The organism is Corynebacterium sp. (genome assembly GCF_030538285.1).
In the GTDB taxonomy this organism is placed as follows: Bacteria; Actinomycetota; Actinomycetes; order Mycobacteriales; family Mycobacteriaceae; genus Corynebacterium.
This window is the reverse complement of sequence record NZ_JAUNUG010000017.1, coordinates 33,825-56,595: the sequence shown is the minus strand read 5'-3', so window position 1 is coordinate 56,595 and position 22,771 is coordinate 33,825. Positions and strand designations below refer to the sequence as shown.

Below are 22,771 nucleotides of genomic sequence, written 5' to 3'. Positions count from 1 at the left end.
GCCACCGCCGCCGTCACCGCCATCTCCGCGCAGATGGGCGCCTGGGGAGTGCGCGTGCACAACGTCCCCGTCTCCCGTGACGCCGTCGACGTCGCCGCGCTGTGGAACGCCGGAGGCAGCCGTGGCTGACCGTATCGAACTCACCGGCCTGTCCTGCTTCGGCTACCACGGGGTCTTCCCCGAGGAACGCCGCGACGGCCAGACCTTCATCGTGGACATAACCTGCTGGCTGGAGATCGGCCCGGCCGCCGCCTCCGATGACCTGCACCTGACCGTCAACTACGCGGAGCTCGCGCAGCTGGCCGTCGAGGTCGTCGAAGGTGAGCCGCGCGATCTCATCGAGACCGTCGCCGTGGAGATCGCCGAACGCGCCATGGCCGGTTTCGACATCCTCCACGCGGTGGAAGTGACCATCCACAAGCCGGAGGCCCCCATCCCGCACGCCTTCGCCGATGTGGCGGTGGTGGCGAGGCGTTCGCGGAAGCGTCGAGAAGCTTCGTACAGGTTCGCCTGATGCGCGCCGTGCTGTCGATCGGGTCGAACATGGACGACCGCTGGGCGCTGCTACGCCGCGTCCGCGATGAGTTCGCTGGCGAGATCATCGCCTTAAGCCCCGTGTACTCCACCCCGCCGTGGGGGGTGACCGACCAGGACGAGTTCCTCAACGCCGTGCTCATTGTCGAGGTCGAGGACACCCCGCTGGAACTGCTGCGCCGCGGCCAGCGCCTGGAAGAGGAGGCCGAACGCGTGCGCGTGCGCCGTTGGGGGCCGCGCACCCTCGACGTGGACATCGTCACCATCGACGGCATCGAATCCGATGACCCGGTGCTCACCCTCCCGCACCCGCACGCCCACGAACGCGCCTTCGTCCTCGTGCCCTGGCTGGCGGCGGACCCGGAGGCGATGCTGGGTGGGGGCGGCGTCGATAAGCTTCTTGCTGCGCTTGATCCCGCCGACGTCGCCGCCATCGTGGAAGTGGGGTGCTTATGAAACGGACGTCGATCGCCGCGCTCATCGCCGTCGGAGGCTTCATCGCCGCCGTCGCCGCGATCCTCACCTGGCGTCTCTACGGCTCGATGACCTCGATCCCGGTGACCGTCTCCGTCACCCTGTGGGTGATGACCATCGTGTGCATAGCCCTGGCCTGGCGCGTACGCGACCGCAAAGGTGACGGCGGCATCGGCCAGGACCGCTCCCAGCTCAGCCCGGTGACCGCCGCCCAGTTCCTGGTCATCGGCAAAGCCTCCGCGTGGACCGGCGCCGTCATCGGCGGCGCCTACCTCGGCATGGCCACCTACATCATCCCGCGTGCCGGCGACCTCATCGCCGCCGCCGATGACCTCCCCGGCGTCCTCGCCTCCACGGTGGGTGGGGTGGCGCTCGCCGCCGCGGGCCTGTACCTCGAACGACACTGCGAGACACCGCCGCCCGCCGAGGGCGAAGCGGCGGGTTAAGGTAGGACACATGACTGAGGAGCAAGGTGGCGTCGACCGCAGCCAGGTGATGCTGGTCATCCTGATCGTTCTGGCCTTCATTGCGAGCATCGTCATGCTGTTCACCGACAGCGACGGAGCCCTGAAAATCGCCCTCCTGGCGGCCCTGTGGGCGGCGATCATCGGCTTCTTCCTCGTCTTCCGCTACCGCCGCGATGCCGAGGCCGCCCGCCAGGAACTCGCCCTGAGCACCGAACTCGCCCGCGCCGAAGCCCGCGAAGAGGTCCGCGAGGAAGTCCGCGCGCTGGAAAAGCCGGAGCCCTCCCGCGACACCGCCGTCCTCGAGGACATCCAGCGGGAACTGGCGGGCATCCGTGCCCAGCTGGAAAACCTCGCCGGCCGTTCCTTCGAGTACCAGCCCGCAGCCGTGCGCGCCCACGCCCACCGCATCCAGGAACTGGAGTCGACGTTCGCGCCGGAGGAATCCGACGTACCCGAGCCCGAGCCCAGCTTCGGCGCCCCCTCGGCGGATGCGGTCGCCGGGCGCCTCGGCCAGCAGCCCTCCCGCCCGCAGTCCAACCCGCTGGCCGACCTCATCCGGGAAAAGCAGCAGGCCACCGAGCCACGCCCCTTCAACACCGGGGCATTCCAGACGGTGTCTTGGCAGCCGGAACGGGAAGCTGAGCCCGAGCCGGAAGTGGAGCCGGAGCCCGAGCCGGTCGTCGAGAAGCCGGAACCGGAGACCGAGCCGGAACCGGAAAGCCGCGGACGTCGCCGCCGGGACGAAAACACCAGCGGACTGACTGTCGCCGAGTTGCTCGCCCGCGCGAACAAGGACGCCTAGTGCGCGCCCCGCGGATGCGGGTGGGCGTGTACGGCGACTCGCGCACATCCTCCCTGCCCGACCTGTTGTCGAAGGTCGGCCACGACGTGTCCTACATGGACTACGACCCGGCCCCGCCCGCCTTCGAGGATCTTGATCTGGTGGTGCTGGAGGTGCGGGACTCCCTGCTGGAATCTGCGATCGAGCGGCTGGCGGAGCGTGCCCGGCGCGGGCAGATCTTCATCCACACCTCCCTGCAGCATGGGGTGCTCATCATGGACCCGCTGGAGGTCACCGGCGCGGTCGTCATCGCACTCGGTGAGCTCAGCCCCATCCGCTGGGCGGTGACCACTGTCGATGAGGTTGGTGAGACGATCGCGGAGCTGCTGCTCGGCGAGCTCGGGGCGAGTGGTGTGCCGTGCCTCGACGAGGACCGGGTCCGTCTCGCCGCCGCCATCACCTATGTGGAGGCCGTGAAATCGCTTGGGCGCGACGCAGTGCGGATGCTCAGCGACGTGGTCGGCGACATCCAGGAGGCCGATGACATCGCCGCCTCCCGAGGCAGCCTGCCCCGGCTTCCCGACGCCGCGTCCCTGCGCGCCCAGTGGGAGTCCATCGACAATCCCGGCCAGGCCCGCGCCTTCCGGCAGGTGCTGCGCCGCGTCGCGGAAACCCAGCACAACCAGGACATTGAACTGTGGGCCATCCAGGAGGAGAAACTGTGAGCTTCGAAGCAGGTCAGGCGCGGGAATTCTCGCTCGCGCAGGCCGGTGTGCTGGCCCGAGCCATGCGTAAGACGGGCCGCCCCGTCGTCCTCGTGCCGCTCGGTTCGGGCGCGCACGCCGGCCACCTCGCGCTCATCCGCGCAGCGCAGCGCATCCCCCGGGCGGTGGTCATTGTCGCCTTTTCGGGCTCCGATCATTCATTGCTTATCGACGCCCACGTCGACGCCATCTGCACCTACACCCAGGATGAACTGTGGCCCCGCGGCCTGCGCACGCTGGTCCAGCCCGTGGATCACGACCTCGAGCCGGTTGCTGAGGTGGCCGGGGAGCTGACCTTGGCGCTGAGCCTGATCAACGCGGTCGGGCCCACCGATGTGGTGGTTGGGGAGAAGGACTACGAGCAGATGCGGGCGCTGCAGGCCGCCATCACGGACCTGCACCTGCCGGTGAAACTGCACGGTGTGCCCACCGTCCGCATGCCTGATGGGCTGGCCCTGTCCCTGCGCAACACGCGCGTGGAGGAATCGGCCCGCGAGCAAGCGCTGGCAATATCCGCAGCGCTCACCGCCGGGGCCCACTCCGCCGAACACGGCGCCGAGGCCGTGCTGTCGGTGGCCCGGACGGTCCTGGACGAGGCGGGTGTCGACGTCGACTACCTCGCGGTCCGCGGCCTCGACCTCGGCGACGCCCCCGCGCAGGGCGATGCCCGACTGCTGGTCTCCGCGCTGGTCGGCGGGGTGCGCCTCACCGACAACGTCGGCCTGCCGCTCGGCATCGGCTTCCGCAACATCGAGGGCTGAGCGTGATGCGTTGGGGGACGCTGGTGGCGCTGACTGTGGTGCTCGGTGGGATGTGGGGCGATGTCTGGTGGCTCTTCGGGGCGGGCTGCGTGCTGTTCGCCCTGGTAGTGGTGTGGTCCGTGGCATTTCAGCGCCGGAGATTGAATGGCTTCGACGCTGCAGTCCTGGCCGGAACCGGATTGACGGTGGGCGTGGCCTCGGTGTGGTGGGCCCGGAGCATCCCGGAGACCACGGTATTCCACCCCGTCATCGCCTCGTATCTGTTGGCACTGCTCTATATGGGCCTCGCCGTGTCGGTGGCGGTGTGGCGGTGGGCGGGGCGTCGATAAGCGGAAGAGTTTGCCGCGAATGCCCTCCCCGCCCGCCCGTGGTGGGCGCCGATGTGTCGTGCGGGTGGCTTATGATGGCGAATATCTCATCAGTACACGTCCAGGAAGGAGAACGAAGAATGCCGCGGCACGCCCTCAAGAAGCTACGTTCTGAATTGTCCATCTCCGTCACGCCTCCGCAAGCCCGGGAGGCTCTGGCCGTGGAACTCAGGAAGACCCTGGAGATGATGTCATCTACTGACGTCGAATGGATAGGCCTCATCGAAGGGACTGGTTCAGGAGAACTGGTCATTCACCTTCGTGCCTCCGGTGCGAGTTTCGGTGAAGCCCAGGATGCCCTCGACGAATTTGTGAATGAGATGATTCGCCGGATGGCTTCCTCCGGTGAGCATTTTGAACAGGGAAGCAACCTGCTGCTACCTGCCTGAGTATGCCAATCGGGGGAAGAGGGGAGAAGCTTGACGTTAGAAGAACGCGTCACAAGAATCCGCCTGACGGTCTACTGTCGGGATCGACAAAACCACGAGTTGGTCCCCATTTCCCGGAAGTCGGCGAATCCGACCCTTCAAATGGCGGGACGTCACCGCTATCCGGATGGTCAAGGAATAATTGCGCGGGCATGGAAGGAGGGGTTTGCCGTTGAACTGTCCTTACCCGAAATCCGCGCTCGATGGGACCAAGACAACGTCGAGAAATGGGCTTTCGGAGACGAAGAGACGAAGAACCTCAAAATGCATTCGCGGAGTATGGTCGCTCTCAGACTGGACCGCGAGGGGGACGCCGTGGGGATCGTCGTTATCGAGTCCGAAAAGGCTCGAGGGGTAGACGCCAGAACATATGAACTGCTCCAGGAGTCTGCTTTCGTCGGAGAGCTGAGCGCCTTGCTCCGTTTGCTGTGGAGCAATGGGCTCGCGGTCATCCGGGACAAGCACGGACCCGAGTGGGCCATCGCCCATTCGATCCCGGAGCTGTAGCACCCCCGGCGTTCGTGTATATCTGCCATGCATGTGTACAGGGGATATGCACGAACTCGCGGGCGGGGCCGCTAGAGCAGCTGCGCGAAATCCTCCACCTCGTCCAAACCACTGACATCGCGGGGGAGGAGGGGGAGCTGGACGACGGGGACGTCGATAAGCAGCTTCTCCAGGGCTGCATCCTCCAGCGAGCGGCGTTCTGCCAGGAATTCGCCCTGATCCGCCGGGGAGCGGCGGTTGACCACCAGGCCGCCGACGCGCACACCCGCCGCTCGGAGTTCGGCGTGGAATTCGCCGGTCTCCAGAACGGGGAGGCGCTCGGCGGTGAGCACGATGAAGAAGACGCACTGGGCGGGGTCACGGAGGACGTCGCGAAGCTGGGTGAAACGCTGGCGCCGCTTGAGCAGGATGGAACGCAACTGCTGGTTACGGCGGTCAACGGGATCCTCCGCGGCAGCGACACGGTCGCGGCCCGTGGGGGAGAGCCCACGCACCACGGCGGAGAGATGCTCCGACTTGTCACGCCGATCGAGCAGACCATCGGTCCAGGCAGCCATGAGCTCGGGCAGCTCCATGAGACGGGAGGTGTGGCCGGAGGGGGCGGTGTCGAAGACGACGTGGTCGTAGTCCTGAGAACCGGCGACGATCTCCGCGATCCGCTCGAGCACCGCCGCCTCGTGCGTGCCCGGTGACTGGGCGGAGAGCTCCAGATGCTTGCTCACCTCACCGTGCAGGTGCTCCGGCATCATCTGCCGCATTGTGTGGCCGACGGCCTTGAGATGCGCACGGGTGGTCTCCGCCGGGTCGAGCTCGAGGACATCAAGATTCTCGCGGACCGGGGTGACATGGTCGCCGATGCGCTGCTCCCACAGATGCCCCAGATTGTGGGCCGGGTCGGTGGACACCAGCAGCACGCGCCGGCCGGCGGCGGCCAGGGCGGTCGCCGTGGAGGACGCGACGGTGGTCTTGCCCACGCCACCCTTGCCCCCGAAGAACACGATGCGGGTGGATCCGATGAGCTCTAGCAGCACTGAATGTTCTCCAGGGGTGAATGCTCCATGCCCATGCGGCAGTGCCAGGCGTGGAAGTCCTCGTAGATGATGGGCAGCATTTCCAGCGTGTAGTAGCTGGCCGGGTTGGGCACGCCGAGGGCCTCGGACATGACCAGCATCATGAACAGGTCATCTTCCTGCTGGCGTGCCTTGACGAAGGTCGCGCGGTACGGGCCCGCGTAAAACTCGGTGAGCCCGTCCGTGAATGCGCGGAACTTCTCCCGGAATGACATGGTGCTAAAGCTTTTTCGCGACGACGACCGGGGCGGGGGCGTCGGTGTCCTCATCCGTCCACACGACCGGGTCCTCCTTGCGGGCACGGTTCATGGCGGCAAACGCCTCGATGGTCACCCAGATGGCGGCGACGATGATGACCAGGTCGATGATGAGCAGCAGCCAGTTCTGCGTGTCCCAGAACCCGCGGACCTGCACAATAGCGGCCCACAGGGACGCAACCAGAACGAACAACAGTGGGATGAGCACCGGCCACGTCGGACGACGCAGGCGGGTGAGAATGACGCAGATGATGGACAGTGTCAGCGCCGCCATGAGCTGGTTGGTGGTACCGAACAGCGGCCAGATGAGCATGCCGCCGGAGCCGTCGCCACCCGCGGAGAAGGTGAGGCCCAGTGCCACGACGATGACGACCGCAGTGGCGGCCAGAGCGTTGAGCTTGACGCCCATGATCTCGCCGATCTCCTGGACCACGAAACGCTGCAGACGCACGCCGGTGTCCATGGTGGTGGCGGCGAAGAGCACGGCCATGGTGGCCAGGATGGTGGCGGACAGGCTCGGCGGGATACCGAGTCCCTGGTTCATCAGGTTGCCACCACCCTGCACGAAGGCGTTGACGCCGCCGTCGTTGAAGGCCTGGTAGATCTCCTCCCAGTCGGCGATGGTGCGGAAACCGGCGGTGGTGGCGACGATGGTGCCCAGGGCCAGCAGGCCCTCACCGACAGCGCCGAAGTAGCCGACGAAACGGGCGTCCGTCTCCTTGTCCAGCTGCTTGGAGGAGGTACCGGAGGAGACGATGCCGTGGAAGCCGGAGATCGCACCGCAGGCGATGGTGACGAACAGCAGCGGCCAGATCGGCGGGGTGCCCTCGGGGACGTTCGCGTTGATGGCGGGGGCCACGATGGTCGGGGCGGTGAGAAGGAAGGATCCGTAGAGGATTCCCAGGCCGACGAAGAGCTGCAGACCGTTGATGTAATCACGCGGCTGAAGCAGCACCCACACCGGCAGCAGGGAGGCGATACCGCCGTAGATGAACAGGACAATGATCCAGAAGGCGTTGGGGGACAGGCCGAGGATGGAGTCCGGCAGCTCGATGGGGAAGCGGTCGCCGATGATCATGAGTGCGTAGAGCACGACCACGCCGACCACCGAGACCAGCGGCAGGTTCCACTTGAGGCGGTAGATGGCCTGGCCGATGAACAGGGCGACGATGATCGCACCCCAGGTCGGGATGACGGCGGTGGGGGTGGAGACCAGCAGGTTGGAGATGACCACCGCGAAGGCCGCGACAACCATGAGCAGCAGCAGGAAGATGACCACGAGGAAGAGGTTGCGGCCGCGGTTACCGATGTAACGGCCAGACAGGGTGCCGATCGACTGGCCCTTGTGGCGCTGGGAGGCCCACAGGGCGCCGAAGTCGTGCATACCGGCGATGAAGACGGTACCGATGGTCACCCACAGGAATGCCGGGAACCAGCCCCAGATCACCGCGACGGCCGGGCCGACGATGGGGGCGGCGCCGGCGACGGAGGTGAAGTGATGGCCCCACAGGACGAATTTGTTCGTCGGGACGTAGTCGACACCGTCGGTCATGGTGTGGGCGGGGGTCTTGTAGGCGTCGGAGAGCTGGTACACCTTGCTCCCGAGGAAGCGGGAGTAGAGGAGATAGCCGCCGAGCATCATGCCGACGCCGATGACTACCAGGACAAGTGAGTTCATGGTCCGTCCCTTGTGTGTCTCATGGGGCGGATGTGCCCCAATGGGTGAATGCCGTAACTTAGAGTGTCATATCCAGTGGCCCAGGTCACTGTTTGGCCAGGGTTGATTGTGACAACAGTTACATTAGTCCAGCACATTGGAGTGATGTCTGACCAAACTGACTTGTGACGCAAAGCACCCCCGGGGGTGGCGGTGGGCGTCGCTTCCGGGGGTGCGGGAACCTCTCGTTGCCTGAAAACGTTAGACGTCGATACCGATATCGCCGCCATCCGCCTTCCACACCTGTGCCACTGCCGGACGCGGCTTGGAGTCGCCGCCGCCCGGCCAGTGGGACGCCGGCTCCTCGACAGTCGCCTCATCGGTCTCGCCCGGGTGCTGGACGTTGACCAGGACACGCTGCTTCTCGACGATCGGGCCGCACGTCTCAGCCGCGTAGGGAACAGTGAGGAAGCACTTGAGTTCGCCGCGGTTCTCACCCTCGACGGTCATGGCATACAGGCCGTCGTTGGAACCGAGGGCATTGCCGTCGGTGGAGATCCACAGGTTGCCGTGCTCATCGAAGGCCAGGTTGTCCGGGCAGGAGATGGGGGAGACCTTCTCCTTATCGAAGCCGCCGAAGTAGGTGTACGCCTCGTCCGGGTCGCCGCAGACCAGCACCAGGTTCCACGTGAACTTCTCGCCGGCGTGATCGTCCTCGATCTCCATGACCAGGCCGTTCTTGTTCTCCTTGACCGGGGCGTACTCCATGACGTCTTCCTGGGACTTCTCGGCAGCGCCACGGTACTTGTTGTTGGTCAGGGCCATGTAGACCTTGGAGGTGGTCGGGGAGACCTCGACGTCCTCCGGTCGGTCCATCTTGGTGGCACCCACGGCGTCGGCGGCCTCGCGGGTGAAGATCGCCACTTCCTCGCCGGTGAAGCCGTCGACGTGGGACTCGGCGTTGCCGTCGGCGTCGACGGTCATGAGCTTGTGCCAGGTGCCCTCACCGTCGAAGGCGCCGTCGGAGGGGAGCTCGCCGGAACCGTCGATCTCGTCCTGCGGGGAGTTGCCCTCCATGGAGGCGACATACAAGGTGCCCTCGTCGAGGATGGTCATGTTGTGGGCCTGATCGCCCTCGATCATCTTCTTGGTGGAGACGAACTTGTAGAGGTACTCGAAGCGGGCATCGTCTCCGGAGTAGCAGGCGACGGTGCCGTCGTCAGTGATGTGGACGTTGCCGGCCTCGTGCTTGAAGCGGCCGTTGGACATGTGCTTGACCGGGGTGGAGGTGGGGTCGAAGGGGTCGATCTCCACGAGGTAGCCGAAGCGGTTGAACTCGTTGGGGTGCTTGGCCAGGTCGAAGCGCTCGTCGAAACGCTCCCACTTGCGGTCGGACTCGCCCTCGGCGGCGCCGAAGCGGTCGACGGAGGTGCGGGTGCGCTCATCGGTGATGCCGTCGGCGTTGGCGAAGTAGATGTCGAAGTTCTCCTCGCCGGAGAGCATGGTGCCCCACGGGGTCAGACCGCCGGAGCAGTTGTTGAAGGTGCCCAGGACGGTGGTGCCGGTGGGATCGGCGTCGGTCTTGACGTAATCGGAACCGGCGCCCGGGCCGACGAGTTTGAATTCGGTGGTGCCGGTGATACGGCGGTTGAGCGGGCCGAACTCGCGCTTGAGCTCGCCGGTGTCGCCGACCTTGGACACCTCGAGGATGGTGTGGCCATGGTTGGCGATACCGATGCGCACCTGCTCCTCGGTGGGGTTGTCGGCGTCGTAGTTTGGGAACATCTGCGGCTCGGTGGTGTACTCGTGGGAGCAGACGTAGACCATTCGGTTGTCATCGTCCGGGTGGGGGAGCAGACCGGCGAAGTCGTTGTTGAATCCGAACTGCTGCTCCGCGGCTTCCAGGGTCTGGTTGTTGATGTCGAATTCCGGGGCACCCTCGATGACCGGGTCGCCCCAGGCGATGAGCACGGAGGTCTCGTAGCCGTGGGGGACGGTGACGGTGTCGTCCTCGTTCGGGGCGACCATGTCGAATTGCAGGCCCTTGGCGGAGGTGTGCTCTTCCGGGCCGCCGACGCCGGTGGTGGCGGCGGACGAGGCGGTGGAGGCGGACTCGTTGGCTGGGGAGCAGGCGGCCAAAGCGGCGCCGCCACCGACGGTGAGGACGGTGAGTCCGCCGGCCTTCAGCGCGGAACGGCGGGACATGAGGTCGCCGAAGTAGGGGTTGTCGGACTTGTTCTCGCACTCGCCGAAGCAGGCGTTGCCGCACTTGTAGGTGCAGGTCAAAGAGCTGCGGGAGGAGGTGAATTTGTTGCGGAAGAGGTTGCGACCCTGTAGGGACATGGGGACTCCCGGTATCTAAAGGAGGGGTAATGATATGACGTTCGGAACCCTAAAGGGGAAAGGCAGAATTAAGGCCACGCTCAGGTGAATAGCTGGACAATTTTGGCTGGGATGTGTGGCGTAGATCTCCCGCACACATCTATTAAACACGGATAAATCCGTTTAATATCGGGCGGGAGTACAGTCACCCCACCAAGGAGCCCTCTTGTACACCACTGCACTTCCCACCGCCCGCGACCGCCAGCTCACCCCGGAGCACGAGGAGATCGTCAAGGCCACCCTGCCGGCCGTCGGCGCGAACATCGCCACCATCGCGCAGACCTTTTACCGCACCATGTTCGGCAACCACCCCGAACTGCTGGCCAACACCTTCAATCGCGGCAACCAGAAGTCCGGTGAGCAGCAGAAAGCCCTCGCGGCCTCAGTCGCCACCTTTGCCACCATGCTCGTCGACCCCACCGCCCCCGACCCTGTTGACCTGCTCGCCCGCATCGGCCACAAGCACGTCTCCCTCGGCATCACCGAGGATCAGTACCAGATCGTCTACGAGAACCTCTTCTCCGCCATCGCCGAGGTCCTCGGCGCGGACGTGGTCACCGAAGAGGTGGCCGCCGCCTGGTCCGAGGTCTACTGGATCATGGCCGATGTCCTTATTGCCTACGAGAAGAAGCTCTATGCTTCCGACGGCGTCGAGGATGGGGATGTGTTCAGGGAAGTCGCGGTCGTCGATAAGCAGGAATTAAGCGACACTGTCACCACCTATACCCTCGAAGGAGACCTCACGCAGGCCCGCCCGGGCCAGTACACCTCCATCGGCGTCGTGCTTGCCGACGGCGCCCGCCAGCTCCGCCAGTACTCCATCATCGGCCAGGAGCCGGGCCGCTACACCATCGCCGTAGAAACGGAAGGCGAGGTGTCCACCCACCTCCGCGACAACGTCGCCGTCGGCGACACCATCCAGGCCACGCTGGCGGCCGGCGACCTCGTGCTTATCGACGACGACGCCCCCGTCGTCCTCATCTCCTCCGGCATCGGCTCCACCCCGATGGTCGGCATGCTCTCCCACCTGGCGGCCACCGGCTCCGAGCGTCGCACCACCTACCTGCACGCCGACGACTCCGCGGCCACCCACGCCCAGCTCGGCCAGACCACCGCGCTGCTCGAGCGGCTGCCGGAGGTTACCGTCGCCCATAGTTACCGTTCAGAAGGGCAGCTTATCGACGTCGCCGCCCACGACCTCGCCGGCTCCGACGTCTACCTCTGCGGCGGCAACGCCTTCCTGCAGGCCGTCCGCTCTGACCTGCAGGCCCTCCCGCAGGACAAGGCCCCGAAGTCCGTCCATTTCGAGCTGTTCTCGCCCAACGACTGGCTGCTCGGCTAAGCGGCTTAACCTTCCCGTCATGTACGGGACTGACGATATTAATGTGATCGTCAGTCCCGCTTAACGGCAGGCACGTACCTTCACGGTGTGGCCCTACCACGGTATAGGACCTGGTGGGGGCCCGGTTTCTGTCTCCGGCACACCGACCTCAAGGAAATACATGTCTGCGTTCCGCCGCATCCCCCGCACCGTCCTCGCCACCGCCGCAACCGTCACCCTCGCCGCTGGCCTCTTCTCCCCGGCCGCCGCCTTCTCCGGCTCCTCCGCACTCAGCTCCGGTTCCTCCGACGCCGCCCAGCCGATCATCGGCGCCGGTGAGCCAAAGAACATCATCTACATGATCGGTGACGGCATGGGCTACAACCACGTCGCCGCCGCCAACCTCTACGACTCCGGCCAGACCCGCTACCAGGTCGCCGGCGAGGTCGGCTCCGACCTGTCCATGGCCGACGGCAACGCAGTCCAGGTCTACGAGGGTGCCGGCTGGAACAAGCTGGCCATGACCACCTTCCAGGAGGGCAACTCCTACGACGTTGATCGCGCCTGGGCCGACCACAATTACGTCAAGGAGTCTTTCACCGACTCCGCCGCCGCCGGCACCGCCATGGCCACCGGCACCAAGACCTCCAACGGCAGCCTCGGCGTCAACTCCGCCGGTCAGGCCCTGGAGAACACCTCCGAGCGCGCCAAGGAGCAGGGCAAGTCCGCCGGTGTTGTCTCCGACGTCCCGTTCAGCCACGCCACCCCGGCCGCCTGGGCCGCACACGTGCAGAGCCGCAACGACTACCACGGCATCGCCCGCCAGATGATCAACGGCGACCTCGACGTCATCATGGGTGCCGGTCACCCCTTCTTCAGCGACGACAACGCCGAGCTGAGCGTCGCCGACTACAAGTACATCGCCGAAGCTGAGTACAACAGCCTCGTCGCCGGTGACACCGACTTCGAGTACTTCGACAACGACGAGGCCTTCGCCGCCCTCGCCGCCGGTGAGGTCAAGGCCGACACCCGCTACTTCGGCCTCGCCCAGGCTGCCTCCACCCTGCAGCAGAGCCGCTCCGGTGAGTCCACCGCGCCGTACAGCATCCCGCAGAACGACGTCGTCGACCTCGCTACCATGTCCAAGGGCGCCCTCAACGTGCTCGGCCAGGATGAGGACGGCTTCCACCTCATGATCGAGGCAGGTGCCATCGACTGGGCCGGCCACGCCAACGACATCTCCCGCGACATCGAGGAGGTCCGCGAGTTCAACAAGGCCGTCGAGGCTGTCGTCGCTTGGGTCGAGGCAAACTCCTCCTGGGACGAGACCCTGCTCATCGTCACCGCCGACCATGAGACCGGCTACCTTTCCGGCGCCGCCGAGGGCGCGGTCTACAACGCCCTCACCGGTGAGAAGGGTGCTACCCCGGAGCACGACTACTACTCCGGCAACCACACCAACATGGTCGTGCCGTTCTTCTTCCGCGGCGCCGGCAGCCAGGACATCCTCGGTGCCGTCACCGGCACCGACAAGGTCCGCGGTGACTTCATCGACAACGTCACCGTCGCCAACCTCACCCTCGACAAGTGGTGGGCCCGCGGCTAACCCCCGCAGCTAACCCCCGCCGCTGTCCATTTGGACCTGACGTTAATCGCCCAGATTCGGCTCGTCCTGGGATTTTGTCGATCTAGTGTCAGGTCCAAATGGACAGCCCGCTTAGGTGAGGTGCACGATCGCGCCCACCACGAACGCGAAGGTGGCCAGTGAAGCACACGCGCACTCGATGAGCATGCCGAAGCCCATCGACTTCATGGCCTCCACCGAGGAACGCCACGCCGCGGCCAGATCCCTCCGCCGGGCGTACTCGGCGAGCAGCAATCCCAGCGCGAAACCGAGAAACAGCCCCACCACCGGCACGATGAACATGCCGACCACGCCGACCACCACGCCGAACAGCACCGGGCCGCGTGGAATCTGTTCGCGGCGCATCTTCCGGCCGGTGAGGATCGCCGAGGCGCTCATCCCCACCACGGCCAGGGCGATACCGATGAGCCCGGCGGTCCACGACGCCGCCGACCCCAGCACCCACGCCCACACGAGCAGGGTGCCGATAGTCAGTAGCGAACCAGGCAGGATCGGGATGATCGTGCCCAACACGCCGACAACAAGCAGGAGTGCGGCCGCGCCGGTGGTGATGGCTTCCAGGGTGTCCATGGGGTGAAGGCTAATCCTCTTTCGGCGGCCGACCGCGTCGGGGCAGGTCGCCGACGTTGCGGGGGAGGCGGCCGGCGCGGCGGAGGGAATCCCGCAGCATGACCTCGATCTGGGCGTTGACGCTGCGTGCCTCATCACCCGCCCACCGGGCGATGGCTTCGTGCACCGCCGGGTCAATACGCAGGGGGATGTTTTTGCGGGCCATTTAGGTGTAGAGGCTACCCGTGTTGATCATCGGCTGGGCGTTGGTGTCGGAGCACAGGACGACGAGCAGGTTGGACACCATCGCGGCGCGACGTTCGGGATCAAGGTCGACGATCTGCTTCTTCTCCAGTTCATCGAGGGCGGACTCGACCATGGAGACGGCACCGTCGACGATGGTCTCGCGGGCGTCGACAATGGCGCCGGCCTGCTGGCGCTGCAGCATCGCCTGGGCGATCTCGGGGGCGTAGGACAGGGCGGAGATGCGGGCCTCGAGGATCTCCAGGCCGGCGATGCGGACGCGGGCGGCGACCTCTTCGGCGAGTTCGCGGGACACCAGGTCAGTGGATCCAGACAGGGACGGCAGCTGGGCGGTGCCACCGTCGTAGGGGTGGCTGCCGGCCACGTGGCGCAGGGCGGATTCGGACTGGGAGTGGATGAACTCCTCGACGTCCTCGACGGAGAAGGTGGCTTTGGCGGTGTCGGCGACCTGCCAGACGATGATGGCGCCGATCATGATCGGATTGCCACCTAAGTCGTTGACCTTGATCTGGTTGGTTTCGAAGTTGCGTACGCGCACGCTCACCTTCTTCGAGGTGGCCAGCGGCGGCACGAGGGACAGGCCGGTATGGCGGTTGGTGCCCAGGTAGCGGCCGAAGAACTGGACGACGTGTGTGTGCCCGGGGGAGATGATGCGGATCATCGGCAGGAGGATGACCGCGGCGAGGATGGCCAGAATTCCGAGGATGATGAGTGGTACTCCCGTGTCGCCGGCGTCGGCGCGGACGCCACCCCAGATGGCCAGTGCGGTGCCGCCGACCAGGAGTGCCAGGGCGCCGACGAGGACGAGGGCGGCGAGTGCGGTGCCGCCGGCCCAGGCGGGTCGTTCGGTGATCCCGACTTTGCCTCCCTCGTGTCCGACGGGGCGGTCGGCGACCTCGGCTTCGGGTACGTGCGGAGTGCTCATGATGGCTCCTTAAAGGGGTGTGAGTTAATCTGATATCAGAATAGTGGAATCTGATATCAGATTACAAGGCGTTGGACGATTCAGCCCGCACCCTGCCCATCGACTACCCTTGGAAGCCGTGAGCGAGCAGAAGAATCCCCAGGACCTCCCCGAACAGTTGCGCATCCGTCGTGAGAAGCGACAGAAGCTTATCGACGCCGGCGTCGAGCCCTACCCCGTCGCCGTCGACCGCACCATTTCGCTGCGTGAGCTGCGTGCGAAGTTCGAGGTTGTGGGGGAGGAGGGGGACGTCGATAAGCGGGAAGGCGTGACCTACCTCGCCCCGGGCGAGGAAACCGATGTTGAGGTGGCCGTCGCCGGTCGCCTCATCTTCATGCGCAATACCGGCAAGCTGTGTTTTGCCACGCTGCAGGACGGCGACGGCACCCACATGCAGGCGATGTTGTCGCTGGCTGAGGTCGGGCAGGAGGCGCTGGATTCCTGGAAGGCCGACGTTGATCTCGGTGATTTCGTGTCGGTGCGGGGCCGGGTTATTGCTTCTCGACGCGGCGAGCTGTCCATCATGGCCGCCTCCTGGCAGATGGCGGCCAAGGCGCTGCGCCCACTGCCCGTGGCGTTCGCCGACATGTCCGAGGACACCCGCGTGCGCCACCGCTACACGGACCTCATCATGCGTGAGCAGGCACGCACCAACGCCATGACCCGCATCAAAGTGATGCGCGCGCTGCGCAATCACCTCGAAGGGGAGGGCTTCCTCGAGGTCGAGACCCCGATGCTGCAGACCCTGCACGGCGGCGCCGCCGCGCGCCCCTTCGAGACCCGTTCCAACGCCCTCGACATCGACCTCTACCTGCGTATCGCACCGGAGCTCTACCTCAAGCGCTGCGTGGTCGGCGGCATCGACAAGGTCTTCGAGGTTAACCGCAACTTCCGCAACGAGGGCGTCGATTCCTCGCACTCGCCGGAGTTCGCCATGCTGGAGACCTACCAGGCCTGGGGTGACTACAACACCGGCATGCGTACCATCCGCGAGCTCATCCAGGCCGTGGCCATGGATGTGTTCGGCTCGCACGTGGTCACGCTTGCCGACGGCCGCGAATACGACCTCGGTGGCGAGTGGACCGAGATCGAGATGTACCCCTCCCTCAACGAGGCCCTGGCCCGCAAGTTCCCCGGCCAGCCGGAAGTCACCATCGACTCCACCGTCGAGGAACTCAAGGCGATTGCCGACGCCATCGGCCTCGACGTGCCCGCCAAGGGCGGCTGGGGCCACGGCAAGCTCGTCGAGGAGATCTGGGAGCTGCTCTGTGAAGACCAGCTGGACGGCCCCATCTTCGTCAAGGACTTCCCCGTCGAGACCTCCCCGCTCACCCGCCAGCACCGCTCCAAGCCGGGCGTGACCGAGAAGTGGGACCTCTACGTCCGCGGCTTCGAGCTGGCCACCGGCTACTCCGAGCTCGTCGACCCCGTCATCCAGCGCGAACGCTTCGAGGACCAGGCCCGCCTGGCCGCCGGCGGCGACGATGAGGCCATGGTCCTCGACGAAGATTTCCTCGCCGCGATGGAGCAGGGCATGCCCCCGACCTCCGGCATCGGCATGGGCGTCGACCGCCTCCTCATGGCCCTGACCGGGCTGGGCATCCGTGAGACGGTGCTCTTCCCGATCGTCAAGCCCGAGCAGAAGTAGACCCTCAGGCCGTTTCCCCGCCCGCCACCTGGGAAGCGGGGAAACGCCAGGCGGGCTGGTTTGCGTTTCTCCACCCACGGGAATCCTCGACCAGCAGATCTGCGCCCCTGACCGTCACCGGTGCCTGGCCGCAGGCCTGGTAGGTGTAGCTCTCACCAACCTGGAGCTCCAATCGGCTTGGGACACTGTCCTGCAACGGCGCTCTTTCGGCGGTGGCGAATTGCACTGTGAAACTGGGAAGATGAAAGGTATTCGAGTACCGGCTGCTGTTTTCGCCCAGGGTAAAGGTGGCGTCGAGACAGATTTGGTCACCCTCGATCCGGACAGAACCAACGGCAACCGTCGACCCCGAGAAGTCGGACTGCTCCGAAGCGATGGCTGAACCCGGATCCACTGTGGTCCCTGCCGTCCAGTCCTCAGTAGTGTAAAGGCTGGCGTTTGGGGAGCTAACTTCCAGGTAGCCGGGATGCTCGTCGAAATCGAAGAAACCCCGGTCCGCGTCGTTCCACGTCTGCTGCCGGTTGAGGTTCTCCAGCTGGCCGGCAAGCGGGGTGAGCACGCCACACCCGCCCGGGGAAGCGAGCACCCAGTCCCCGATGCGTGAGGAACTTGACCAGGCCCGGCAGAATTGTTCAGAGGTGTGAGTAGTTGCGTAAGTGACGTTGCCTGGGAGTCGATCGTTATAGCCAGTGACTTGGCTCCAGCCAGGAACTCCTTCCACAGCGGTGGAGTCGTTGGAATTGTGCTCTTTCTCCGTTTCCTCCATCCACACCCGCACACTCGGCTGCCCCTCTTCCGGGATGGTCCACCCGACGCACCCGTTCTCGGTGACCTCCACCTCATGGATGCTGGCCTTCTCGTAGAACTCCTCGCCGAAATCGCAGGTGGATAACGAATACCCGTCGAAGTAGCTGGCGGCCTGCTCATCGCTGACACCGGCGGGGTTGTCGGGGCCTCCACGCATGGCGGAGGCGGCCATCAACCCGCCGAAGCCCAGCGCCACCACTCCCAGGATCGCGCCACCGGCGATGAGCGCGCCCTTGGGCACGCCGCGCTTCTGCTGCGGGGCGGGCGCAACCGGTGTCGATCCGGCGGGTTGCTGTGGGGCGACTCCCCAGTCGTATCCGGACATGTTCTGGCTCCTTCTTCTCGGCTGTTCTGCCTCAAGTATCTGTGGTTGAAGAGCATCCGGCGAGTTTTCGGGGACTACTCCCCGCGGGGTTTCTCAGGGGCCTTAGGGGCGTTACCTGACCCCGCTCGCGGGTACTCAAGCTGGGAGTTCGCTGGACCCCACGCGCTCGATCGCATAGAAATCCCAGCCGCAGACGCAAAATGCCAGGTCACGCATCCTTTCTCAGGCGAAACACCCCAGCGTTGCCCCAGAAATACTTTTTAGGTTGAGCGTATGACCACTTCCCCTCGCAGGCGTATCATCGCCCTTGACGTGCTCCGCGGTATCGCGATCCTGGGCACGCTGCTCACCAACATCTGGATCTTCTCGGAGTCCGCCTTCGACCCGGACGCCGGGCAAGCAGAAGGCGCGCTCGCCGTGTTCAACCGCATCGCGGAGACCGGCCTGCTGCTGTTCACGGACGGCAAATTCATTGGACTGCTGACGATCATGTTCGGCATTGGCCTGGAGATCCAGCGTCAGTCTGCGTTGCGCCGTGGTGAGTCCTGGCCGGGCCGCTACCCGTGGCGCGCGGGCATCCTCATCCTCGACGGCCTGCTCAACTACATCTTCATCTTCGAGTTCGACGTGCTGATGGGTTACGGCCTGACAGCCCTGGTTGTCGCAGCGGTGATGGCGAAGAGCCCGAAGGTGCAGAAGATCTGGATGTTTATCGGGCTCGGCGCGCATCTGGTGGTTCTGGCCTCGATGAGTTTGGTGCCGTCGATCCTGGACAGGCTCTGGCCGGTCGAGATGGCGGAGTTGCCGGTCGACGCCAACCGTCTCGATGCCGCCCCCACCTTCGCAGGTACCGAGTCCTACTGGGGCATGCTCGTCTCCCGCGTGCAGGATTTCATCGGCGGGCGCGGGGAGATCCCGGTCATGTTCGTCATGGGCCTGGGCCTGTTTCTCGTCGGCGCGCACCTGTACCGCGCCGGGCTGTTCCTCCCCGAGGGTCGTCGTTTGCGCCGCATCGTCATGGGTGTTGGCTTCGGTGTCGGTTTCCCGGTGGACTGGGCTCTGCGGTTGTCCGATTCCGGGGGTTTCATTACCCGTTACGGCACGTCGACGATCGTGGCGTTCGGCCTGCTCGCCGCCGTCGCCGCCTTCTACGTGCACCGGGAGCGCGTCGGCCTGATGGGCCACGGTCTGTCGCTGGTGGGCCGGATGGCGCTGACGAACTACATCCTGCAGAACCTCATCGCCTCCATCATCTTCTACGACTGGGGCTTTGGTGTGAGCGCGAAGATCCAGGGTCCCTGGTCCCTGGTGGCCACGTTGGCGATCTACCTGGGTATCGCCGGTTTCCTGATCACCCTGTCCGCAGTGTGGCTGCACTTCTTCCGCCGGGGGCCGGTGGAATTGGTGTGGCACGACACTGTGGACAAGCTGGCCGATTTCTCAGCACGGCGACGGGAAGGACGTGTCCTGGTTAAGGATGCGCGCGTTCCCGCCCCCGCCAGCAGCCGCCGCACAGACACCTGCGACGTCGGAACCGTACTCACGCACGACGGGGTAGATGTCCTGGCCGTCGATACGCGCACGCAGTGACGGGCACGCACCCGGCAGGTAGAACGTCGATCCGGGGTTCGCGGCGAGCACCTCACGCAGCCGTTCCGGGTCATCGAGTACCGACTCGATGATGAGCACTACCTCGCCGTTGCAAGCCGGGGTGGTGGCCTGCATCCCGGCATAATTGCTTATCGACGCCGCCTCCTCCGGCGCCGCCGCAGTGGTCACCGTACTGGTGGTCGTGGCGGTAGTGGCTGTCGGTTCGGCGGCCTCTGTAACCGCGGTAGTTTCCCGCAGCACCACCACGGGCTCACTGGAAGGGGTGGAGTTCTGCGCGGGGCCGCTCATGATCAGCCAGGCGATCGTTCCCGCCGCCACCACCGCGAGGAGCGTCACCACTGCAATCAGCACCGGAACCACCCGGTTACCGCGGGGCGCTGGCGGGTTCGTGGGCGGGGTGTGCCAGGGGTTAGTCATACAGGAACCTTAACCGTTGTTGATTGTGAGCTCGTCGTCGATGATGCTGAAGGAATCACCGTTCTTGGTCACCTTGATCTCACCCTCAGCGGTGAGAGCGATGGTGGTGCCCGCCAGGGTCATCTGTTCGCCCGGGTTCAGCATGGTCGGTGCGGGTTGTTGGGGGACGCCCCAGTCGTAGGACATTGTGGCTCCTTAGCTGTTGTTGATGGTGAGCTTGCGGTCGATGACGCTAAATGAGTCCTCGCCGCTTGTAACGCGGAACTCGCCATCGGGGAAATGCTCGAAGACGACATCACCCACGGTCAGAGTTTCACCGGATTGGAGGAGGGGTGGATGATCATCGTAATGGCCGAGGGCCAGCGCCCCCTGGCTGAAACCGGAACCTGCCTCGTACTTGATGAAATTGGCAGGGTGGAAACCACCGCCGTGTGATTCCTCGACTTCGACCATATCTGGCTCGGAAATGCCCAGGTAGAAGCAGCTAAACTGATCTATCGTCTGTGGATCAGGATCGGTTCCTAAAGAGCATTGAAGGACGCCGTCTAATTCCACAGTCCACCATCTGCTAGTTGCGTAGGGTGCTGAATCGGGCCACACATAAAAATCCTCCGAATCCCGCTGCGCCAGGGTGGAGGTGATCACCGGTTCGGGGATGTCCAGATAGTCCGGAGCAGCGAAGGGGTTGAAGCGGCCGAAGCCTTCCTGGGACTGGAACCAGCGGGCGGCGTTGATCAGCTGGCGGGCCAAGGGATAAAGGGCTTCGCAATTGGCGTCGGTTTGGATGTTTACGCCCCGCAGGAGACCGTCGGTGGTGGCGAGGGTGCACATGTCCGACTCGGCCGTCGCCTGGGTGAGCAGGGGTGCCCGGCCCTGCTTCCAGAGAGTGAGCTCGGGGTCGGTGGGGGTGGCGTCGAGAAGCTCGATGACCTTGAGTTCCTCGACGACGATGAGAACACGGGCCTGCTTCTCACCATCGTCGATAATGCCTTCGCATCCTTCGTCACTGGTGCTGAGGTTGGTGATGCCGGCAGTGCGGTAGAAGTCTTCGCCGAGGTCACAGTCGGTGAGCTGGCCGTCCTGGAAGGCGCCGCGCATCTGGCTCGCGGACAGCCCGGCGGGCATGCGCAGCATGGTGGGCAGCACGAGGAAGGTGATCGCCGCAACGATGATGACCACAATCAACGCCAGCACGGCGATGAGTCCGCGGCGTCGTTTCTTCTCCGGTGCGGGTTGGGATTGCGGGATACCCCAGTCATAAGTCATTGCATTGCCTTAAGTGTTGTTGATGGTGAGGATGCGGTCGCGGACGTGGAAGGAATCCTGGCCGCGGGTCACACGGAATTCGCCGTTGGGGGAGTGCTCGAAAAGCATGCCGCGGATGGCCACACTTTCACCGCGTCCCAACGTGGGAGCGCTAGTCCCGAAGGAAGTCTCTGCCCGGTTTACCGACTGCCGGAATCCTTCACCCTCTTCGTAGGTGAGTGAATTGGAGTCTGTGGGTGGGAGCCCCCCTTCGCTTACCGACTGCGTGTTGTCGACCAGATAGAACTCGCATCCCTCGAAACGTTGGGGATTCCTGCGCCGTTCGGCGAAAAGACAGGTCATGGACTCGTGGCGGACTCCCCACCACGTGGTGTCCTCGTTGTCGATGAACACGAACTCATCCGCGTCGCGGCGGTCATCACGGCCAGCGGCACGGTTGTCGTCGCTGCCGGCGGCGTTGCGGATGGTGAGGAGGTCGTCGCGGCGCTCGAAGGATTCTCCCTCCTTGGTGACACGCAGGTGCTTATCGGCAAACCTCTCGATCAGGAAATCACCGAATCGCACCTTTTCTCCTGGATTGAGGAGAGTGGGGCTAGTACCTCTGATGTTCGCGCCGGAGTGACCCTCCTCATCGAATCCCCGCCCTTGTTCGTATACCACGACATTGGCTGGGCCGGTCCCATTCGATGTCCATTCCACCTCGGCTGCGTTCGACGGAGGGGTACGAAATCCGCACATGAAATAATCCGCTTCCCCTGCTCGATCCTCAAAGCTGCAGAGGCCCTCGTTGAACTCGAGTTCCCACCAAGGCTCGTCTGCGGTGTACAAGAACTCCGCGGCATCCCTTTCCACCAGTGCGGGCAGCACCTCGGGCGTGGGGATGTTGAGGAGGTCGAGGGAGGCGAAAGCGTTGAAGCGGCCGAAGCCTTCCTGGGACTGGATCCAGCGGGCGGCGTTGATGAGGTGGCGGGCCAGCGGGTAAAGGGCTTCGCAGTTGGCGTCGGTCTGGATGCTCACTCCGCGCAGCGGGCCGTCGGTGGCGGCGAGGGTGCACATGTCGGGCTCTGCGGGTGTTTCGGCCGCTGCCTGGGTGAATACGGGCGCCTGGCCCTGTTTCCAGAGGGTGAGTTCAGGGTCGGAGGGGGTGGCGTCGAGAAGCTCGATGACCTCGAGTTTCTCGGTGATCACGATGACCTGTGCGGCACCGCCTTCGCGGGGGAGTTCGCCGGCGCAGCCGTCGTCACCAGTGCTGAGGTTGGTGATGCCGGCGGTGCGGTAGAACTCTTCGCCGAGGTCGCAGTCGGTGAGTTGGCCGTCCTGGAAGGCGCCGCGCATCTGGCTCGCGGACAGCCCGGCCGGTGTGCGCAGCACGGTGGGTAGTACGAGGAAGGTGATCGCCGCGACGATGGCCACCACGATCAACGCGAGTACGGCGATGAGGCCACGGCGCCGCTTCTTAACCGGTGCGGGTTGGGTTTGCGGGATACCCCAGTCGTAGCTCATG

Annotated in this window: 24 protein-coding genes and 1 pseudogene; 14 read left to right on the top strand and 11 right to left on the bottom strand. The window is 65.0% G+C overall.

What is annotated here, in order from left to right; genetic code table 11:
• From Q4G50_RS07550 to Q4G50_RS07505, 10 genes and pseudogenes are all read left to right on the top strand, one after another.
• Nucleotides 1–129, top strand: a pseudogene (locus Q4G50_RS07550) (dihydropteroate synthase); the annotation flags it as partial.
• Entirely contained in the window at nt 122–514 is a 393-nt protein-coding gene (folB, locus tag Q4G50_RS07545) for a dihydroneopterin aldolase (protein ID WP_303377042.1), read from the top strand. The pseudogene Q4G50_RS07550 and the gene folB, both read left to right, overlap by 8 nt.
• A complete protein-coding gene (gene folK / locus Q4G50_RS07540; protein WP_303377041.1) occupies nt 514–990 on the top strand; it encodes a 2-amino-4-hydroxy-6-hydroxymethyldihydropteridine diphosphokinase in 477 nt (158 codons plus the stop codon). Before folB ends, folK begins: the two co-directional genes overlap by 1 nt.
• A complete protein-coding gene (locus tag Q4G50_RS07535; protein ID WP_303377040.1) occupies nt 987–1,454 on the top strand; it encodes a DUF3180 domain-containing protein in 468 nt (155 codons plus the stop codon). The genes folK and Q4G50_RS07535 overlap by 4 nt, the downstream gene beginning before the upstream one ends.
• Nucleotides 1,455–1,464: 10 nt before the next feature.
• Complete coding sequence (locus Q4G50_RS07530; protein WP_303377039.1) at nt 1,465–2,277, top strand: DUF6779 domain-containing protein; 813 nt, start codon at nt 1,465–1,467, stop codon at nt 2,275–2,277.
• A complete protein-coding gene (locus Q4G50_RS07525) occupies nt 2,277–2,981 on the top strand; it encodes a hypothetical protein (protein ID WP_303377038.1) in 705 nt (234 codons plus the stop codon). The genes Q4G50_RS07530 and Q4G50_RS07525 overlap by 1 nt, the downstream gene beginning before the upstream one ends.
• Nucleotides 2,978–3,781, top strand: coding sequence for a pantoate--beta-alanine ligase (locus Q4G50_RS07520; RefSeq protein ID WP_303377037.1), 804 nt, complete (start codon nt 2,978–2,980; stop codon nt 3,779–3,781). Before Q4G50_RS07525 ends, Q4G50_RS07520 begins: the two co-directional genes overlap by 4 nt.
• 2 nt (nt 3,782–3,783) lie before the next feature.
• On the top strand, nt 3,784–4,110 hold the full coding sequence (locus Q4G50_RS07515; protein WP_303377036.1) for a hypothetical protein: 327 nt from the start codon (nt 3,784–3,786) through the stop codon (nt 4,108–4,110).
• Between the two features lie 119 nt (nt 4,111–4,229).
• On the top strand, nt 4,230–4,538 hold the full coding sequence (locus Q4G50_RS07510) for a hypothetical protein (protein ID WP_303377035.1): 309 nt from the start codon (nt 4,230–4,232) through the stop codon (nt 4,536–4,538).
• Between the two features lie 318 nt (nt 4,539–4,856).
• Nucleotides 4,857–5,084 (top strand): hypothetical protein, encoded by a 228-nt coding sequence (locus Q4G50_RS07505; protein ID WP_303377034.1) that lies wholly within the window; start codon nt 4,857–4,859, stop codon nt 5,082–5,084.
• Nucleotides 5,085–5,155: 71 nt separating this feature from the next.
• Here Q4G50_RS07505 and Q4G50_RS07500 read toward each other — a convergent pair whose 3' ends face one another.
• From Q4G50_RS07500 to Q4G50_RS07485, 4 genes are all read right to left on the bottom strand, one after another.
• The gene (locus Q4G50_RS07500) at nt 5,156–6,115 is read right to left on the bottom strand and encodes an ArsA family ATPase (RefSeq protein ID WP_303377033.1); all 960 of its coding nucleotides are present in this window, start codon (nt 6,113–6,115) and stop codon (nt 5,156–5,158) included.
• Entirely contained in the window at nt 6,106–6,369 is a 264-nt protein-coding gene (locus Q4G50_RS07495) for a cory-CC-star protein (RefSeq protein WP_303377032.1), read from the bottom strand. The genes Q4G50_RS07500 and Q4G50_RS07495 overlap by 10 nt, the downstream gene beginning before the upstream one ends.
• Nucleotides 6,370–6,373: 4 nt before the next feature.
• Nucleotides 6,374–8,089 carry a carbon starvation protein A gene (locus Q4G50_RS07490; protein ID WP_303377031.1) on the bottom strand — a complete coding sequence of 572 codons (1,716 nt, stop codon included), beginning with the start codon at nt 8,087–8,089 and terminating at the stop codon, nt 6,374–6,376.
• Nucleotides 8,090–8,329: 240 nt separating this feature from the next.
• On the bottom strand, nt 8,330–10,411 hold the full coding sequence (locus Q4G50_RS07485) for a PhoX family phosphatase (protein ID WP_303377030.1): 2,082 nt from the start codon (nt 10,409–10,411) through the stop codon (nt 8,330–8,332).
• Nucleotides 10,412–10,616: 205 nt separating this feature from the next.
• Between Q4G50_RS07485 and Q4G50_RS07480 the strand changes: the two genes are divergently transcribed.
• Both Q4G50_RS07480 and Q4G50_RS07475 read left to right on the top strand, forming a co-directional pair.
• Nucleotides 10,617–11,792: a globin domain-containing protein gene (locus Q4G50_RS07480; protein WP_303377029.1), complete on the top strand. Its 1,176-nt coding sequence runs from the start codon at nt 10,617–10,619 to the stop codon at nt 11,790–11,792.
• A gap of 160 nt (nt 11,793–11,952) precedes the next feature.
• Nucleotides 11,953–13,377 carry an alkaline phosphatase gene (locus Q4G50_RS07475; protein ID WP_303377028.1) on the top strand — a complete coding sequence of 475 codons (1,425 nt, stop codon included), beginning with the start codon at nt 11,953–11,955 and terminating at the stop codon, nt 13,375–13,377.
• A gap of 111 nt (nt 13,378–13,488) precedes the next feature.
• Here Q4G50_RS07475 and Q4G50_RS07470 read toward each other — a convergent pair whose 3' ends face one another.
• The 3 genes from Q4G50_RS07470 to Q4G50_RS07460 are packed head-to-tail and all read right to left on the bottom strand — an operon-like array spanning nt 13,489 to nt 15,154.
• Nucleotides 13,489–13,986: a DUF456 domain-containing protein gene (locus Q4G50_RS07470; RefSeq protein WP_303377027.1), complete on the bottom strand. Its 498-nt coding sequence runs from the start codon at nt 13,984–13,986 to the stop codon at nt 13,489–13,491.
• Nucleotides 13,987–13,996: 10 nt separating this feature from the next.
• Nucleotides 13,997–14,191, bottom strand: a complete 195-nt coding sequence (locus Q4G50_RS07465) for a hypothetical protein (RefSeq protein ID WP_085549359.1) — start codon at nt 14,189–14,191, stop codon at nt 13,997–13,999.
• Complete coding sequence (locus tag Q4G50_RS07460) at nt 14,192–15,154, bottom strand: SPFH domain-containing protein (RefSeq protein ID WP_303377026.1); 963 nt, start codon at nt 15,152–15,154, stop codon at nt 14,192–14,194.
• Nucleotides 15,155–15,272: 118 nt separating this feature from the next.
• Between Q4G50_RS07460 and lysS the strand changes: the two genes are divergently transcribed.
• On the top strand, nt 15,273–16,841 hold the full coding sequence (gene lysS / locus Q4G50_RS07455) for a lysine--tRNA ligase (protein ID WP_303377025.1): 1,569 nt from the start codon (nt 15,273–15,275) through the stop codon (nt 16,839–16,841).
• Nucleotides 16,842–16,845: 4 nt separating this feature from the next.
• On the opposite strand, the gene Q4G50_RS07450 is transcribed toward lysS, so the two are convergent.
• Nucleotides 16,846–17,973 (bottom strand): hypothetical protein, encoded by a 1,128-nt coding sequence (locus tag Q4G50_RS07450; protein WP_303377024.1) that lies wholly within the window; start codon nt 17,971–17,973, stop codon nt 16,846–16,848.
• A 273-nt stretch (nt 17,974–18,246) separates the two neighbouring features.
• Here Q4G50_RS07450 and Q4G50_RS07445 point away from each other — a divergent pair, with 273 nt between their 5' ends.
• The gene (locus Q4G50_RS07445; protein WP_303377023.1) at nt 18,247–19,563 is read left to right on the top strand and encodes a DUF418 domain-containing protein; all 1,317 of its coding nucleotides are present in this window, start codon (nt 18,247–18,249) and stop codon (nt 19,561–19,563) included.
• A gap of 447 nt (nt 19,564–20,010) precedes the next feature.
• Here Q4G50_RS07445 and Q4G50_RS07440 read toward each other — a convergent pair whose 3' ends face one another.
• From Q4G50_RS07440 to Q4G50_RS07430, 3 genes are read right to left on the bottom strand one after another with little or no spacing between them, the layout of a single operon-like run.
• A complete protein-coding gene (locus Q4G50_RS07440; RefSeq protein ID WP_303377022.1) occupies nt 20,011–20,187 on the bottom strand; it encodes a hypothetical protein in 177 nt (58 codons plus the stop codon).
• A 9-nt stretch (nt 20,188–20,196) separates the two neighbouring features.
• Nucleotides 20,197–21,267: a hypothetical protein gene (locus Q4G50_RS07435; protein ID WP_303377021.1), complete on the bottom strand. Its 1,071-nt coding sequence runs from the start codon at nt 21,265–21,267 to the stop codon at nt 20,197–20,199.
• A 9-nt stretch (nt 21,268–21,276) separates the two neighbouring features.
• Nucleotides 21,277–22,770 carry a hypothetical protein gene (locus Q4G50_RS07430; protein WP_303377020.1) on the bottom strand — a complete coding sequence of 498 codons (1,494 nt, stop codon included), beginning with the start codon at nt 22,768–22,770 and terminating at the stop codon, nt 21,277–21,279.
• Between the last annotated feature and the right edge of the window lies 1 nt (nt 22,771).

Coding starts and splice junctions, on each gene's coding strand:
- folK (WP_303377041.1), top strand. CDS start 514: ATGCGCGCCGTGCTGTCGATCGGGTCGAACATGGACGACCGCTGGGCG.
- Q4G50_RS07535 (WP_303377040.1), top strand. CDS start 987: ATGAAACGGACGTCGATCGCCGCGCTCATCGCCGTCGGAGGCTTCATC.
- Q4G50_RS07530 (WP_303377039.1), top strand. CDS start 1,465: ATGACTGAGGAGCAAGGTGGCGTCGACCGCAGCCAGGTGATGCTGGTC.
- Q4G50_RS07510 (WP_303377035.1), top strand. CDS start 4,230: ATGCCGCGGCACGCCCTCAAGAAGCTACGTTCTGAATTGTCCATCTCC.
- Q4G50_RS07505 (WP_303377034.1), top strand. CDS start 4,857: ATGGTCGCTCTCAGACTGGACCGCGAGGGGGACGCCGTGGGGATCGTC.
- Q4G50_RS07495 (WP_303377032.1), bottom strand. CDS start 6,369: ATGTCATTCCGGGAGAAGTTCCGCGCATTCACGGACGGGCTCACCGAG.
- Q4G50_RS07490 (WP_303377031.1), bottom strand. CDS start 8,089: ATGAACTCACTTGTCCTGGTAGTCATCGGCGTCGGCATGATGCTCGGC.
- Q4G50_RS07485 (WP_303377030.1), bottom strand. CDS start 10,411: ATGTCCCTACAGGGTCGCAACCTCTTCCGCAACAAATTCACCTCCTCC.
- Q4G50_RS07475 (WP_303377028.1), top strand. CDS start 11,953: ATGTCTGCGTTCCGCCGCATCCCCCGCACCGTCCTCGCCACCGCCGCA.
- Q4G50_RS07470 (WP_303377027.1), bottom strand. CDS start 13,986: ATGGACACCCTGGAAGCCATCACCACCGGCGCGGCCGCACTCCTGCTT.
- Q4G50_RS07465 (WP_085549359.1), bottom strand. CDS start 14,191: ATGGCCCGCAAAAACATCCCCCTGCGTATTGACCCGGCGGTGCACGAA.
- Q4G50_RS07460 (WP_303377026.1), bottom strand. CDS start 15,154: ATGAGCACTCCGCACGTACCCGAAGCCGAGGTCGCCGACCGCCCCGTC.
- Q4G50_RS07450 (WP_303377024.1), bottom strand. CDS start 17,973: ATGTCCGGATACGACTGGGGAGTCGCCCCACAGCAACCCGCCGGATCG.
- Q4G50_RS07445 (WP_303377023.1), top strand. CDS start 18,247: ATGACCACTTCCCCTCGCAGGCGTATCATCGCCCTTGACGTGCTCCGC.
- Q4G50_RS07440 (WP_303377022.1), bottom strand. CDS start 20,187: ATGTCCTACGACTGGGGCGTCCCCCAACAACCCGCACCGACCATGCTG.
- Q4G50_RS07435 (WP_303377021.1), bottom strand. CDS start 21,267: ATGACTTATGACTGGGGTATCCCGCAATCCCAACCCGCACCGGAGAAG.
- Q4G50_RS07430 (WP_303377020.1), bottom strand. CDS start 22,770: ATGAGCTACGACTGGGGTATCCCGCAAACCCAACCCGCACCGGTTAAG.